Annotated in this window: 12 protein-coding genes and 1 tRNA gene; 4 read left to right on the top strand and 9 right to left on the bottom strand. The window is 42.5% G+C overall.

Features of this window, described 5'->3' with window-relative positions; genetic code table 11:
* The 3 genes from PR675_RS02595 (at nt 1) to PR675_RS02605 (ending at nt 2679) form a co-directional block, all read left to right on the top strand.
* Nucleotides 1-77, top strand: a tRNA-Val gene (locus PR675_RS02595).
* A 403-nt stretch (nt 78-480) separates the two neighbouring features.
* Nucleotides 481-1893 carry a pyruvate kinase PykF gene (gene pykF, locus PR675_RS02600; RefSeq protein WP_004919173.1) on the top strand — a complete coding sequence of 471 codons (1413 nt, stop codon included), beginning with the start codon at nt 481-483 and terminating at the stop codon, nt 1891-1893.
* A gap of 549 nt (nt 1894-2442) precedes the next feature.
* On the top strand, nt 2443-2679 hold the full coding sequence (locus PR675_RS02605; protein WP_004919171.1) for a major outer membrane lipoprotein: 237 nt from the start codon (nt 2443-2445) through the stop codon (nt 2677-2679).
* Nucleotides 2680-2772: 93 nt separating this feature from the next.
* Here PR675_RS02605 and PR675_RS02610 read toward each other — a convergent pair whose 3' ends face one another.
* The 9 genes from PR675_RS02610 to ydiJ form a co-directional block, all read right to left on the bottom strand.
* On the bottom strand, nt 2773-3846 hold the full coding sequence (locus PR675_RS02610) for a L,D-transpeptidase family protein (RefSeq protein ID WP_014658217.1): 1074 nt from the start codon (nt 3844-3846) through the stop codon (nt 2773-2775).
* Between the two features lie 326 nt (nt 3847-4172).
* Nucleotides 4173-4589: a cysteine desulfuration protein SufE gene (sufE, locus tag PR675_RS02615; RefSeq protein ID WP_004919167.1), complete on the bottom strand. Its 417-nt coding sequence runs from the start codon at nt 4587-4589 to the stop codon at nt 4173-4175.
* 170 nt (nt 4590-4759) lie between these two features.
* The gene (gene sufS / locus PR675_RS02620) at nt 4760-5998 is read right to left on the bottom strand and encodes a cysteine desulfurase SufS (RefSeq protein WP_014658216.1); all 1239 of its coding nucleotides are present in this window, start codon (nt 5996-5998) and stop codon (nt 4760-4762) included.
* Between the two features lie 7 nt (nt 5999-6005).
* Nucleotides 6006-7310 (bottom strand): Fe-S cluster assembly protein SufD, encoded by a 1305-nt coding sequence (gene sufD / locus PR675_RS02625; RefSeq protein ID WP_060561306.1) that lies wholly within the window; start codon nt 7308-7310, stop codon nt 6006-6008.
* Nucleotides 7285-8031 carry a Fe-S cluster assembly ATPase SufC gene (sufC, locus tag PR675_RS02630; RefSeq protein WP_004919160.1) on the bottom strand — a complete coding sequence of 249 codons (747 nt, stop codon included), beginning with the start codon at nt 8029-8031 and terminating at the stop codon, nt 7285-7287. Before sufC ends, sufD begins: the two co-directional genes overlap by 26 nt.
* A 45-nt stretch (nt 8032-8076) precedes the next feature.
* Nucleotides 8077-9576 (bottom strand): Fe-S cluster assembly protein SufB, encoded by a 1500-nt coding sequence (sufB, locus tag PR675_RS02635; protein ID WP_004919158.1) that lies wholly within the window; start codon nt 9574-9576, stop codon nt 8077-8079.
* Between the two features lie 16 nt (nt 9577-9592).
* Entirely contained in the window at nt 9593-9973 is a 381-nt protein-coding gene (gene sufA, locus PR675_RS02640; RefSeq protein WP_004919156.1) for a Fe-S cluster assembly scaffold SufA, read from the bottom strand.
* A 369-nt stretch (nt 9974-10342) separates the two neighbouring features.
* Complete coding sequence (menI, locus tag PR675_RS02645; RefSeq protein ID WP_004919152.1) at nt 10343-10759, bottom strand: 1,4-dihydroxy-2-naphthoyl-CoA hydrolase; 417 nt, start codon at nt 10757-10759, stop codon at nt 10343-10345.
* Nucleotides 10756-13812, bottom strand: coding sequence for a D-2-hydroxyglutarate dehydrogenase YdiJ (gene ydiJ / locus PR675_RS02650; RefSeq protein WP_060561307.1), 3057 nt, complete (start codon nt 13810-13812; stop codon nt 10756-10758). The genes menI and ydiJ overlap by 4 nt, the downstream gene beginning before the upstream one ends.
* A gap of 269 nt (nt 13813-14081) precedes the next feature.
* Between ydiJ and ydiK the strand changes: the two genes are divergently transcribed.
* Complete coding sequence (gene ydiK / locus PR675_RS02655; protein WP_004919146.1) at nt 14082-15197, top strand: AI-2E family transporter YdiK; 1116 nt, start codon at nt 14082-14084, stop codon at nt 15195-15197.
* Nucleotides 15198-15857: the final 660 nt, after the last annotated feature.

Genomic DNA, 15857 nt, shown 5'->3' on the forward strand with positions numbered 1-15857 from the left:
GCGTCCGTAGCTCAGTTGGTTAGAGCACCACCTTGACATGGTGGGGGTCGGTAGTTCGAGTCTACTCGGACGCACCATTCAACGATGTTATTCACTGTTTCTCCCTTGTTTTCTTATCTGCTCCACCGTTTTTGTGACCACCTTCTCGTGTTGCGCAACAGCACCGATAAAATCTTCAATTATTTTGATCTGAAATATCTCTTCACTCAATTTTGCAAAATTTGATTTGTCTCACAGTTTTTTGTTGTCTATAATAATCGCACAAGCTGAAAGGTTTCATCAAAAATAAATCAGTAAGTTAGCTTTAGTGCATTAGGTTACAATCATAATAATTAGCATAAAAAATGTGATCTAATCCACAACATAATTGCATTGAACACCAGACTGTCGCCTATTCTTAATACAATGCGTTGCGCAACAAAACGTATTCATGAATCGACGACAATACCGATTTCCTTTATAACCTTTAGATAGACTGCCATGAAAAAAACGAAAATTGTTTGTACCATCGGTCCAAAAACCGAATCAGAAGAAAAATTGAACCAACTTCTTGATGCAGGCATGAATGTCATGCGTCTCAACTTCTCTCACGGCGACTATGAAGAGCATGGTCAACGTATCAAAAATCTACGTGCAGTCTGTGCGAGAACTGGCAAACAAGCCGCTATCCTGCTTGATACTAAAGGGCCTGAAATCCGCACTATGAAACTTGAGGGCGGTAACGATGTTTCTCTCGTTGCTGGTCAAACTTTTACATTCACTACAGATACCTCAGTTATCGGTAATAAAGACAGAGTTGCTGTAACTTATGCCGGTTTGACCGCAGATCTTAACGCGGGTGATACCGTTTTAGTCGACGACGGTTTAATTGGCATGAAAGTGAAAGATGTCACCGCGACAGAAGTGATCTGTGAAGTCTTGAATAATGGTGATTTAGGTGAGAAAAAAGGCGTTAACCTACCCGGCGTCTCTATTGGTTTACCTGCTCTCGCTGAAAAAGATAAAGAAGACCTGATTTTTGGTTGTGAGCAAGGCGTCGATTTTGTCGCCGCGTCGTTTATCCGTAAACGTTCTGATGTGGAAGAAATCCGTGCTCACCTGAAAAAACACGGTGGCGAAAATATTCAGATCATCTCCAAAATTGAAAACCAAGAAGGTTTGAATAACTTTGATGATATCCTAGAAGCGTCTGATGGTATCATGGTTGCCCGTGGTGACTTGGGTGTTGAGATCCCTGTAGAAGAAGTTATTTTCGCCCAAAAAATGATGATTGAGAAATGTGTTGCTGCACGTAAAGTCGTGATCACCGCAACGCAAATGTTAGATTCAATGATCAAAAACCCACGCCCTACTCGCGCTGAAGCAGGCGACGTGGCAAACGCCATCCTTGATGGTACGGATGCTGTGATGCTTTCAGGTGAAAGTGCTAAAGGCAAATACCCTGTTGAAGCCGTTACTATCATGGCAACGATTTGTGAGCGCACAGATCGCATCATGCCAACCCGTATTGATAACCAAAAACCAGGCCAACGCCTACGTGTCACCGAAGCGGTTTGCCGTGGCGCCGTTGAGATGTCTGAGAAGTTAGACGTTCCACTGATTGTCGTTGCTACTTTCGGCGGTAAATCAGCCAAATCAGTCCGTAAATACTTCCCTACCGCGCCTATTTTAGCGCTAACCACTAACGAAGAAACCGCTCGTCAGTTGTTATTGGTAAAAGGTGTAGTACCAATGATGGTTGGTGGTTTCACATCAACAGATGATTTTTACCGCGAAGGTAAACGTGCAGCTTTAAATAGCGGCTTGGCGAAAGAAGGTGATGCTATTGTGATGGTATCTGGTGCATTAGTTCCAAGCGGAACAACCAATACATCTTCCGTACACGTGCTGTAATTAGCAATAGCTTAAAATCCATAACGTCTTAAGACATCGTTTAGGGCGTAATTAAAACGGGGAGAACTTTGTTTTTCCCGTTTTTGTTTTTTTAAGTCATGTTTCAATAAATGAATGTTTGTCATTCTGCCTGAGCACAATAAATGGTTGCCATTTTCGCTCATCCAACACTTATACTATTAGTCGAATAAGGTAGGATGTTTTGTTTTAACATAAAATGCTTCCGGTAGAGAATATTTTGATTTATGGCGTTATTGCAATCTATTATTCATTTGCTATATTAGACTAATATCTCAAAGAGAGTTTGATTTGATTGAATAATAGCCTTGAGAGTTGAGAATACATTTTTTCTTATTTTTCCTACTGTCTGGCTAAAAGTATTTCTAGCAAAACTGGAAATTAAGTACTAGCATAAGAAAAAGTAAGTACCATTCCTGAACACATTGCGTTGTTCATATGGAATAAGTAGATGTAGAAACAATCTGATATCTATTTTACTGGTCGCTTACTTTGGTATTTTCAAGATAAATCTATCTAGAGGGTAAAATAATGATTCGTACTAAAATTGTTCTGGGCTCTATCGTTCTAGCTTCAGCATTACTGGCGGGTTGTTCTAACAGCACTGAAGTGCAAAAACTCTCTTCAGACGTGCAAACTCTGAATGGTAAAGTTGATCAACTGAGCAACGATGTCCAGACTATTCGCGCTGAAGTTCAAGCTGCACAACAAGAAGCAGCTCGTGCTAACCAACGTCTTGATAACCAAGTTCGTTCTTACAAAAAGTAAGTTTGAATTAGCAACGGTATAACAGTCTACTGTTTTATACCGCATAATCTTATATGTAGAGGGCCTAGATATTAGGCCCTTATTTTTTACCTGTTATTCGTTTTCAGATCCCTGATAGACAGGTTGAGGCTGTGAAATAGTAAACTCATCAATCGGATTCAACGCTGGATATTTACCCTGTTCATTGATGACTTCATCGGTTTGACTGCCACTCACGCTGTACTCCGGTTCATATTGCCTTTCAACCCCCTGCTCCTTGTTAACCCTCACAGGCAACCCTGAACGCCTTGCCAGCTCTTTTTCCACTAATGCTTTATCAATCTCTTCATTTTCAAGGAAACGTTTAAAATCATCAGAGAGCGGTATCGGCATTGTTTGTGGATCATCTGAGGCTTTCTTGGAAAGAGGTTGGTGTACTTCGATGTAATAGCTACCATCGGCTTCTTTTGAATATTTAACCGGTTGATTGATCACTTGCACTCGCGTTCCTTTAGGAACCGTTTTAAACAGAGCTTCAATATCATCTGGGCGTAGACGAATACAGCCTGAGCTAACACGCATACCAATACCAAAATCAGCATTCGTGCCGTGAATTAAATATTCACCTCTGCCATATGCTAAACGTAACGCATAAAGCCCCATTGGGTTGTCTGGTCCTGCGGGTACCACCGCAGGCAAAGTGATCCCTTCTTTGGCATAATTTTTACGAATATTCGCCGTTGGCGTCCATGTGGGATCTTTAATGGATTGGCTCACAGATGTCACCATTTCCGGTGTATCACGCCCTAATTGACCAATTCCGATAGGATAGACCACCACTTCTTTACTACCTTCAGGATAGTAATACAGTCTTAATTCGGCGAGGTTAATAATAATCCCCGTCCGAGGTGTTGCTGGCAATAACATTTGCGTCGGAATAATCAACTCTTTGCCAGCTTCGGGTAAATAAGGATCCGTACCGGGGTTCGCTTCTAGCATCGCCAGTAAACCAATTTGATATTCGCTGGCAATCATTTCTAATGAACGACCATCATTGGGAACAACATAGTGTGTATTTTCCCCGATAAGGCGCGTATTGCTATCTGGTAATGGATAATCCTTCGCTTGTACTGGCGATAGCAATACACTTGCCACAAACAAACTTGCCACAGTTAACGCTTTCTTCATACCGACTCCAGGGAATACCAAACTATGCTCTAATAACTTGAGGGGTAGCTAGGCAGCAAAAAAGCAGCCACGAGAAATTCAAATGGAGCTTAGCCACAACTCGACGATTCGAAGCGGATAGACATCGCTTCTCATTCAAGATGTACATAATAGCAACTATATTGCTTATCTTTAATACCCGTTGAATATTTTGTAAGTAGTAATCGTTATATCATTGATGAAACAATGAGTTAAGCTAAATCGAAGAGTTAATCATGAATACAAGGGATGGCTGCTCAGAACAGTTCAAAAAAACAAGCAGGGAAATAGTATTCCCCGCGAGATAATTATTGTAGCTGTGTTGCTCGGGAAAGGATTGTCCGGATCATCGCATTAAGGCCCTGAGTACGCGACGGCGTCAAATGCTGCTCCAAAGCAAGTTGAGCGAAAAATGATTTGACATCTACTGACAAGATCTGCTCAGCCGTTTTCCCCTGAAAAAGAATAATGACTATTGCAACTAACCCTTTCACGATCGCCGCGTCACTATCACCAGCAAAACAAATGCTACCATCTGGCTGTTTTTGCATATCTATCCAGACTTGGCTTTGACAACCTGCAATCAAGTTACTATCGCTACGTTGTTGCTCTGTTAATGGCGTTAAGCGCCCACCAAGCTCTATCATGTATAGATAACGCTCTTCCCAGTCTTGGCAACGTGCAAAATTCCGTAGCAATTTATGTTCATCGGGTAAAGCTGGCATACTTCTTTCCTTAATTAATCACAAATGTCTCTAAGGTTAGTCAACCTGATTCGTTTTCTCTGCTGATTAGCAAATCGTTCAGTTAATAGGAGCAGGGTTAATAAATGAAAAAGCCAATAACATATTGGCTTTTTCAGTCAATGATAACAAAAACAATCAGGCTTTAACGCCTAGCCTAACAATTTTTTAATGCGCTGTAATGCATTGAATAAGGAATCTATCTCTTCTTTGGTCGTATAGATACCTACCGAAGCGCGACACATTGCAGGAACATTATAGCGGTCCATCAATGGTAATGCACAATGGTGCCCAGTACGGATAGCAATACCATATTGATCTAAAAAAGAGCCAACATCGTAAGCATGATGTGTGCCGAGGTTAAATGCGATCACCCCTTCACGTTGATCGTTACCGTATAGGGTTAATGAGGGAATTTCTTTTAATTTTTTAGAAGCATAGGACATCACTTCCTTTTCATAAGCAAAGGCTTCTGCTCTCCCTAACGCATTGAGATAATCAAAGGCCGCCCCTAAGCCAATAATGGCGCTAACATTGGGGGTTCCTGCTTCAAAACGCCATGGCGCATCCGCATAAGTGATCCCGTTTTTAAGACTGACATGGCGGATCATTGCTCCCCCCCCTTCCCACGGAGGCATCTTATCTAAAAGTGATTTTTTGCCATACAGAATGCCAATCCCTGTCGGCCCATACAGTTTATGCCCTGAGAAAGTATAAAAATCACAGTCTAACTCTTGCACATCAACAACACTGTGCATCGCACCTTGAGCGCCATCGACTAGCACATACAACTCAGCCCCACAATTAGCCGCTAAAGCCCTCGCTTGCTGAATAATCTCTTTAACGGGGTTAACGGTGCCTAGCACATTAGAGATGTGAGTAAAGCTCAATAACCGTGTTTTGGCATCAATGAGTTCACCAAGTTGCGTTAACAGTAACCGCCCATCATCACTAACAGGAATGACCCGAATTTCAAAGCCTATAGATTCGGCTAATATGTACCAAGGTACGATGTTGGCGTGGTGTTCCATCTCAGTAATGACAATATTATCGCCTTTACCGATAAATGTTCGCCCGAAGGTATTGGCAACAAGGTTGATTGCTTCGGTTGTGCCTTTAACAAAAACTATTTCTTCTGCTGAAGAGGCATGAATAAAATCGGCCGCTTTTTGGCGTACCTCTTCCATCATGCTTGTCGCTTGCGCGCTGAGGGTATGTATCCCACGATGTACCGCAGCATATTGATGCAACGTAAACTCGCTCTCTTTTTCAATCACTTGCAGAGGCTTCTGTGCGCTTGCTGCACTATCAAGATAGACCAAAGGATGATTATTCACACTTTGGGATAAGGCAGGAAAATCCTGCCTAACTGCTGTTACGTTGTATGTCATACGCGTATTAGACCTCTGCTAAGCGTTGGCGAATATTCGCCATGACGGCTTGTTTGAGTTCTTCATTTTCAATCGACTCAGTCAACTCCGCTGCAAAAGCAATGATAATCATATGTTTTGCGGCTTTGCCATCAATCCCTCTGGAGCGCAGGTAAAATAACTGCTCATCATCAATACGGCCTACCGTTGCACCATGCCCACACTTCACATCATCAGCATAAATTTCTAGCTGAGGCTTAGTGTCAACTTCGGCTTTATCACCCAATAATAACGTGTGATTGCTCATTTGACCGTCTGTTTTTAAGGCATTTGGCGCCACTTTGATCATGCCATTGAACACGGCTTTACTTCCGTCCATGGCAATGACTTTATGTAATTGCCGGCTTTCACACTGACCTACATTGTGTTCAAGGTAAGTCCGAGTATCGACAATTTCACTGTCTTTTGGCAATAACAAGCTATTGAGTGAAAAATACCCATTTTCACCCATCAGTTGTGCGCTCGTATGATGGCGCGTTAGTGCTCCACCCAGCAAAAAGCTGCTGCTTAATACTTGGCTATCGCGACCAACCACGATGTCATTATGAGCAAAATGCTGAGCCACATTGTTTTCGTTATTCAGTTTGAAGTGCTGATATTGCGCATTATCCCCCACTTCAACTGTTAAACGGCCCCCAGTAAAATGGGCTTTATCGTTAAAACTGACAAAATGCTCGATCACTTGCGCTTTGCTGTTTGCATCTAACGTGATGTGATAGCGATATTGGCTAGTATTCACCGTATCGCCATCACTACCGCTGGATATATTCAGTAGATAAAGGGGCTTTTGTGCAATTTGATTTGCACCTAGGTGAATAACAATTGGCTGTTGAGCAAGACTTTCCGTTAAATGCAAAAAGATCTCACTATTAACCGCATCGGGCAGCATATCTTGGCTATCTAATAGCGCAACTTGAAATGGCCCCATATCGATAGAGCTAAGTGTTGAGCTATAGCGGCCATCAACAAGTACGATTCGATAGGCATCAATCGGAAGCGCTAAAGCTTCACACGCTTTTTCGTCAAGATCTTGTTCTGCAAAACGATAATGTGTATTCAATACCGAATGCAACGGCGTATAGTGCCAATCTTCATGACGAAAAACCGGTAAACCGACTTGTTTAGCTTTTTCCCAATGTGCCGCCGCATGATGCGATTTCGCCCCAGAGCGTTGCTCAAAAAGTGTTGCAAAACGCGCCATCGCTTGCTCATTTAATGCAGCTACCTGAGCACGTTTTCCTGCTCTTTCACTGTTGGTCAATAAGCCAGCCATAACCTTGCTCCTCCAGTTTTTTCGCCAAGCTGAAATCACCTGATTTGATGATTTTCCCCTGATACAGCACATGCACAAAATCAGGTTTGACGTAATCCAGAATGCGCTGGTAATGCGTCACAATGATAAATGAACGGTCTGGAGAGCGCAGTGAATTGACACCATTGGCAACGGTTTTCAGTGCATCAATATCTAACCCTGAGTCAGTTTCATCTAAGATGCAGAGTTCTGGCTCAAGAGCAGCCATTTGCAGAATATCATTACGTTTTTTTTCACCGCCGGAGAAGCCCACGTTAACAGAGCGTGTCAATAAATCTTGAGGCATCTCCAGTAAGTTAATTTTATCTTCAATAAAATCTTGGAAATCAAAACGATCTAAAGGTTCTTGCTGACGATATTCACGAACCGCATTGACGGCCGTTTGGAGGAAGAATTGGTTACTCACCCCTGGAATTTCTACTGGGTATTGGAAGGCTAAGAAGATACCCTCACCAGCTCGCTCTTCTGGGTCCAACTCTAGCAAATCTTTACCTTTGAAAATGACTTCGCCACTGTCGATGTCATACTCTTCACGACCAGCGAGTGTTGCAGATAACGTACTTTTACCTGAACCATTCGGACCCATAATGGCGTGAACCTCACCCGGTTTCACTTCCAATGATAAGCCCTTTAATATTTCATTGCCTTCTACACTTACATGTAAATTTTTAACACTTAACATATCAACATGCCTTTAGCGCTTTTGCGCATATAAACCTGATTGTGATCAGCCCACACTGTGCTCTAGGCTGATTGCCAGCAATTTCTGTGCTTCTACCGCAAACTCTAACGGAAGTTCCGAGAAAACGTCTTTACAGAAACCATTTACGATCATTGAAATCGCATCATCTTCACTAATTCCACGCTGTAAGCAGTAAAAAAGCTGATCTTCGCCAATGCGAGAAGTGGTCGCCTCATGTTCTAGCTGAGCGGTGTTATTTTTGACTTCAACGTAAGGGAATGTGTGTGCTCCACACTGAGTACCAATAAGCATCGAGTCACATTGAGTGAAATTGCGTGCATTATGTGCGCTTGGTAAGATTTTCACTAAGCCGCGATAGCTATTTTGGCTTTTACCCGCTGAGATACCTTTAGAGATGATCGTCGAACGCGTATTTTTACCAATATGGATCATTTTAGTGCCGGTATCGGCTTGCTGGTTACCGTTTGTCAGTGCCACAGAGAAAAACTCACCAACCGAGTTATCCCCTTTTAAGATAACACTTGGGTATTTCCAGGTGATCGCAGAACCCGTTTCAGATTGAGTCCATGACATTTTCGAATTCTCACCTTCGCACAGCGCACGCTTAGTCACAAAGTTAAGAATACCACCTGCTTCACTGTCGCCACCGGAGAACCAGTTTTGAACCGTTGAATATTTCACTTCTGCATCTTTATGGATGATGACTTCGACGACCGCAGCATGTAACTGATAGCTATCACGGACAGGTGCTGAACAGCCCTCAATGTAGCTGACATAGCTTCCTTCGTCGGCGATCAAAATCGTCCGTTCAAATTGCCCTGTTTTTGCAGCATTAATACGGAAGTAAGTGGAAAGCTCCATCGGACAACGTACCCCTTTCGGGATATACACAAAAGTGCCATCCGATGCCACCGCCGCATTGAGCGCAGCAAAGAAGTTATCGTGACTAGAAACGACAGTGCCAAGGTATTTTTGCACCAACTCAGGGTACTCTTGGATAGCTTCACTGAATGAACAGAAAATAATGCCGTGTTTAGCAAGATCATCACGATATGTTGTAGAAACAGATACTGAGTCAAAAATAGCATCGACCGCCACGGCCTTCCCTTCACGAACAGGAACACCGAGTTGGTTGAAGGCCTCTTCAACTTCAGCCGTTAGATAATTATTGGTTTCTGTAACACCAGTTCCTTGCTTCGCACCGGATTGTGACCCGCAACTGTCATCACAAGAACCACAAGATGGCGCTGAGTAATAGCTGTAGTCTTGATAATCTAAATTTGGATAATGGGCTTTTAACCAGTGTGGCTCTTCCATTCCTTTCCAGTGATGATAGGCATCAAGGCGGAATTTTAGCATCCACTCTGGCTCATTACGTTTTGCAGAAATCGCTCGGACAACATCTTCGTTGATCCCTTTAGCCATTTCATCTGTGGCGACATTCGTAAAAAAGCCTTCTTTATAACGCTGGTCATTTAGCCAGCTTTGAACTTCATCGCCAATTTCTACATTGCTCTGAGACATAATCTGACTTCACATATTAAACACCGAAGCTTTCACCACACCCACAGGCATGTTGCGCTTTCGGATTATTGAATTTAAATATCCGATTAAGCCCTTCTTGGACATAATCGACAACTGTACCATCGATAAATGGCATGGCTTCTTTAGGTACATACAGACGTGCACCATCATGTTCAAAGAGTAAATGATCCTCTGTTGGGTTCTCGATCATCTCGAAAACATAGCCAAAGCCAGCGCATCCAGACTGTTTAACACCCAGCGAAAGCCCTTTAGTTTCAGGATTTTGCTCCATCAATTTTTTGATTTGTTTCGCCGCGCTATCAGTTAGGCTGACACCTTGCCAATTCGTTTCGTCTATAGAAAAAGTTTCTACGCTGTCATTCACATTTGCAGTCATATTGACCCCACAATTCTCATGGCTTTTCAGCCAGTTATCAGGAGATTAACTCCGTTTATCCTATGGTAACGATAACCTTTGTCACTTCAACCATTTGTTTTGAAAGGTTATACCTATTCTAGCTCATTTTTTACGCATTTTGCGCTTATTTATACGCCATCGCGTGTAAAAATGTACACTAACTCATTAAAATATAACGATTAAAAAAAGTTACATTTTTTTTAATATTATGTACTCATCAATACACTTAAATGGCACAAATTAATAAAGATACATTTATTATACAACTTAATCGGCAAGACAAAAATTGAAATTCTGATGAAATTGTTGAAGGAACCTCAACCCTATTCGAGTTGAGGTTAATGGGTATCAATCGGAGAGTACCGCGGTCGTTAAACGAGAAGTACAACACAGTTGCCCTTTCTCATTGAAAATATCAATATTCCATACCTGCTGGCGGCGCCCTAGGTGAACAGGCTTACAAACGCCTTTCACTACACCTTGGGTTGCCGAACGAATGTGATTAGCATTAATTTCAAGGCCAACAACACGTTGTTCCCCTTCACTGCATAGGTAACCTGCTATTGAGCCTAATGATTCCGCCAGCACAACAGAAGCGCCCCCATGTAATAAACCAAATGGCTGTTTTGTTCGTTGGTCGACTGGCATAGTGCCTTCAAGGTAATCATCACCATACCCCGTGATCTCAATACCTAGATGGCCTAACATACAGCCTTTGGCCATTTCTGCCATGTGGTCAAGCGTAAATTTACGTCTCCAAATCATTCAACTATCTCCAATAACGCCTGTATAGGGTGTTTTATTTGTGTATTTTCCATACGTTTTACTTGGCTGCGACATGAATACCCTGTGCTTAAACAACGCTCTTTGGGTAATTTCTCTATCGCGGGTTTCCACGATAAATTATAGATACCTTTCGAGTTTTTGATATTCGCCACTTCATGACCATAAGTCCCAGCCATACCACAACACCCTACACTGATGTTTTTAAGCTCTTGACCATAACGTTTAAACAAATTTGCCCACTGAGTCGCACTATTTGGCAATGCGGTTGTTTCCGTGCAATGACCAAAGAAATACCATGGGGCAGACGACACCTGACGATGCTCGGTAGGCTCAGGCAATGTCACTAGCCACTCATGAGCAAGTTGTACGGTAAAACGGCACTGCTGCACCCCTAAAATCTCACGGTATTCATCGCGATAACACAACACTAATGCAGGATCGACACCAACCATAGGTAACTCTAATTTGGCGACCCGATTTAGAAAATCAGCGGTTTTCTGCGCTGTTTTGGCAAAGCGAGCAAGGAACCCTTTGACATGTTGCGCCTTACCATTCGGTGAAAATGGTAATAAAACAGGTTTAAAGCCCAATTTTTCGATTAATTTGACAAAATCCGCCACGACTTTTGCATCGTAATAACTGGTGAATGGGTCCTGTACTACCAACACATGGTTTTCACGTTGTGCAGGAGACATCGACTCTAACTGCTCCAGCGTCACTGTCATCGCCGCATGCCCTGATAGCTCTTGCTTTAAGGTAGGTTGAGAAAACAGCGGGAGATCGACCATTCCAATCGTCTGCTCACTTAATTTCTGTACCCATGGCTGACGTAAGAAAAAGTTAAATACACCCGGCGCTTTCGACATCAAGGGGGCGCTATTTTCCACTCCCGCCACAATATGATCCCGCACAGGCCTTAAATATCGGCTGTGATATAGCGCTAAAAATTTGGCTCTAAATGAAGGCACATCGATTTTGATCGGGCATTGTGTTGAGCAAGCTTTACAAGCTAAGCACCCAGACATCGCGGCTTTAACTTCATGAGAAAAGTCATAATCCCCTTTTTTCGCCTGCCATGTATTGCGTGTTTTCTCAATCAAGCCGCGTAGTGATGGACGGTTTTCTTGTATTCCTTTTTCTAAGCTTTCTGGCGTGACGCCTTGGTTAGAAAGAAGCCGTAACCATTCACGAACGAGGGTCGCACGCCCTTTTGGCGAATGGATCCGCTGTCCACTTATTTTCATTGATGGACACATAGGGCTTTTCACATCAAAGTTAAAACATAGCCCATTACCGTTACACTCCATCGCCCCACGGAACGTTTGGCGTACCTGTACAGGTATTTGGCGATCATAGGTGCCTCGCTTAACTGCATCCACCTGTTTCATTGGCGCATCAATACCGGCTGGCGGACAGATTTTACCTGGATTCAGACGGTTATCAGGGTCAAAAGCGGCTTTGATATTCCGTAACTCGTTATACAACACTTCACCGAAAAACGCCGGGCTATATTGAGCGCGGAACCCTTTACCGTGCTCCCCCCATAATAACCCGCCATATTTGGCAGTCAGCGCGACAATGTCATCTGAAATTTGCTTCATCAACACTTCTTGTTGCGGGTCACACATATCTAAAGCAGGACGTACGTGTAAAACCCCCGCATCCACATGCCCAAACATCCCGTAATTCAGATTGTGGCTATCCAGCAGTGCTCTAAACTCTACTATGTAATCCGCTAGGTGTTCAGGTGGTACGCAGGTATCTTCAACAAATGGGATCGGTTTAGCAGCCCCTTTACTATTTCCTAATAAACCAACCGCTTTTTTACGCATATTGTAAATACGGTTGATGTCATCCAAATCATGACAGACTTGATAGCCAATCACACCCGCTTGATGACTTGCCATTAACTCATCTAAACGCTGGCACAGGCTCGTGGTTAAGTGATTGATTTCGTCCTCATCATCCCCACTAAATTCAACAATATTAAGGCCCAGCATCTCTTTGTTTGGTACATCGGTGATTAATGCTTTCACGGAATGCCAAACGATATCTTCCCGTGCTAAATTCAGTACTTTTGAATCGACGGTTTCGACAGACAGAGCTTTTGCCTGCACCATAAACGGCGCATTACGTAGTGCAGATTCAAAAGAGTCATATTTAACGTTCACCAAACGGCGTACTTTTGGTAAAGGGGTGATATCCAACGTGGCTTCGGTAATAAAAGCCAGTGAACCTTCCGACCCCGTTAAAATACGCGTCAGGTCGAATTCACTAAGGTCATCATTAAACACATGACGTAAATCATAGCCCGTTAAAAAACGGTTCAATTTTGGAAACTTTTCTTCAATCAAAGGGCGCTGCTCTAAACAGCGTTCAAGTACGGTTTTGTAGATACGCCCTGTGACAGAATCCTCTGACGCAATCGTTTGGGCGAGTGCGATAGGCATAGCGCGTGTTTCAAGGCATTCCCCTCCCAGCAAAACCGCTTTAACACCCAGCACGTGATCTGAGGTTTTACCGTACACCAAAGAGCCTTGCCCCGATGCATCGGTATTGATCATCCCCCCTAATGTGGCTCGGTTACTGGTGGACAACTCAGGTGAGAAAAAATAGCCATAGGGTTTGAGAAATTGGTTTAGTTGATCTTTCACCACACCCGCTTCTACTTTAACCCAGCCCTGTTCAGGGTTAATTTCTAGAATGCGGTTCATATAACGTGACATATCAACCACAATCCCTTCGGTCAATGATTGACCATTCGTTCCTGTGCCACCACCTCGTGGGGTGAAGGTTAATTCTCTGAATTTTTCTAACCCGGCAACACGGGTTATAATTTGGACATCCGCACTCGAACGAGGAAATACCACCGCCTGAGGTAATAATTGATAAATGCTATTATCGGTCGCCATCGATAAGCGTTCCGCATAGCTAGTGCCATTATCGCCTGTAAAGCCATGTGCCTGTAGTTGGTGCAGAAATTCAATAACTAGTTTACTTAAATGAGGTGCTTCAGTTATACGCGGGATCATTATTAACGATGACTCTTGTTGTTTAGTGTTCGCATTACTCGTTATGTACTATCTTTATTTTAAGTAGCACAATAGTGCCTGATTGGTTTACGGAGCTTCCCCCTGCAAAACCCGTTTTCCTTAAAGAAGGTACAACCGCTGATGACATTGTCAGTGATGGAACCATATCACAATATTGTTTTTTTTGATCGTGAAAAAGAAATTACGTTATTTTCACCTGAAAAAATGGCTCACTTGCAGTGTTTTTATTTGTTAAGGATTAGGCATTAATGGAAAAATCGCAAAAACGTCTCGACTTACCCAAACTTATTTTTGGCTTCGCATTTATCATTTTAATGATAGCGGCCTGTTTTTGGGTACTGAACCCGTTTATTCTTGGTTTTGTATGGGCTGGTATGATGGTGATAGCAACATGGCCACTACTCCTACGCCTTGAAGCAAGGTTGTGGAACAAGCGTTGGTTGGCGGCTTTAGTCATGGTCTCCTTAATACTTTTACTATTCGTTATACCGCTGGGTATTCTTATTGGCAGTATTATTCAAAATAGCACTCCGCTAATTGAACTCGCTAAGTCACCTAACAGTTTGCGCTTGCCTGATCTAGAATGGCTTAACAGCGTCCCTTTCGTTGGTGAAAAAATTTATTACGCTTGGCATAGTTTGGTTGCCAGTGGCGGTAATGCACTGTTAGCCAAAGTCCAACCCTATTTAGGACAAGCTGCTGGTTGGTTCCTCGCACAAGCCATCAATGCCGGCCGTTTTATGTTCCATCTCGCCTTAATGTTGCTATTTAGCGGTTTACTCTACCTTAAAGGCGAATCTGTGATGTTAGGTATCCGTCATTTTGCCGTTCGATTAGCAGGGATACGTGGCGATGCAGCGGTAGTCTTAGCCGCACAGTCAATCCGCGCCGTTGCATTAGGTGTCGTCGTCACCGCCCTTATTCAAGCTATTGTTGGCGGTGTAGGGCTTGCCTTATCGGGTATCAGCTATGCGGCTATCTTAACCGTTCTCCTCTTTATCTGCTGCGTTGCTCAGCTTGGCCCGCTACTGATTATGGTACCATCCGTCATTTGGCTATTCTGGACAGGGGATACAACATGGGCAATCATCCTCGCTGTTTGGGCTGCTGTTGTCGCAACTATGGATGGCGTTTTACGTCCATGGCTGATCAAAATGGGGGCTGACTTGCCGATGGTGCTCATACTTGTTGGGGTTATCGGTGGTATCCTCTCCTTTGGTATGATTGGTTTGTTTATAGGTCCGGTCGTACTTGCGGTGTCATACAGTCTATTAAAAGCCTGGATGAATGAGGTCGCCATACCAAATGAAAACCTTGAAGAAACAGAAAAGTTTCTCGAAGAAGAGTTTATGAGTAAAAAATAAATTTACTTTAAACTAACCAACAGTATGCTCTCTATTAAGCATACTGTTGGATTATCGATTATGTTCATTAATATTTAGAAACAATATTTAACAGACTAATGTTAGTATTCAAGCTCATTTGTGATATTATCTTTTTCGTTGAAACGAATTCTCTTTATGATACAGCGACTAATAAATATATTAAGAGTGTTCTTAGTGATTATAATTTTTAATTAATTTATTATCTTCACATCGAATTACGTTTTGATTAATACGAATCTCAATATCATGCTTATTTAATTTAATGCGTGATTATCCCAATAGAATTGCTGTGTGTAGTCTTTGCCTGTCAGCCCATGATAGGCTTTTTTTTTTTATTTTTTTCTCAACATGAATTTTGTTCATCATCCTAGGCCTCGCCGGCTGGCCTGCAACTAAGGCAATGACTTCATCTTTTATTACTCCCATTTTGAGTAAGTAATATCACCTTATAATTCTTTATATAGTTATTTATATAGCATCACTTATTGATTTAACTCAAAATGATTAACACTAATGGATCGGTTTATTAACTTTCTAATATTACTTAATCCGTGTAAACACCTATTAATTCTCATCCAGTATTTAAATTTACTTATATTAGATATTAATTAATAACTGATAGCTTCTATTGAAGTTGAC

It is taken from the genome of Providencia sp. PROV261 (assembly GCF_028477945.1).
Taxonomy (GTDB): domain Bacteria; phylum Pseudomonadota; class Gammaproteobacteria; order Enterobacterales; family Enterobacteriaceae; genus Providencia; species Providencia stuartii.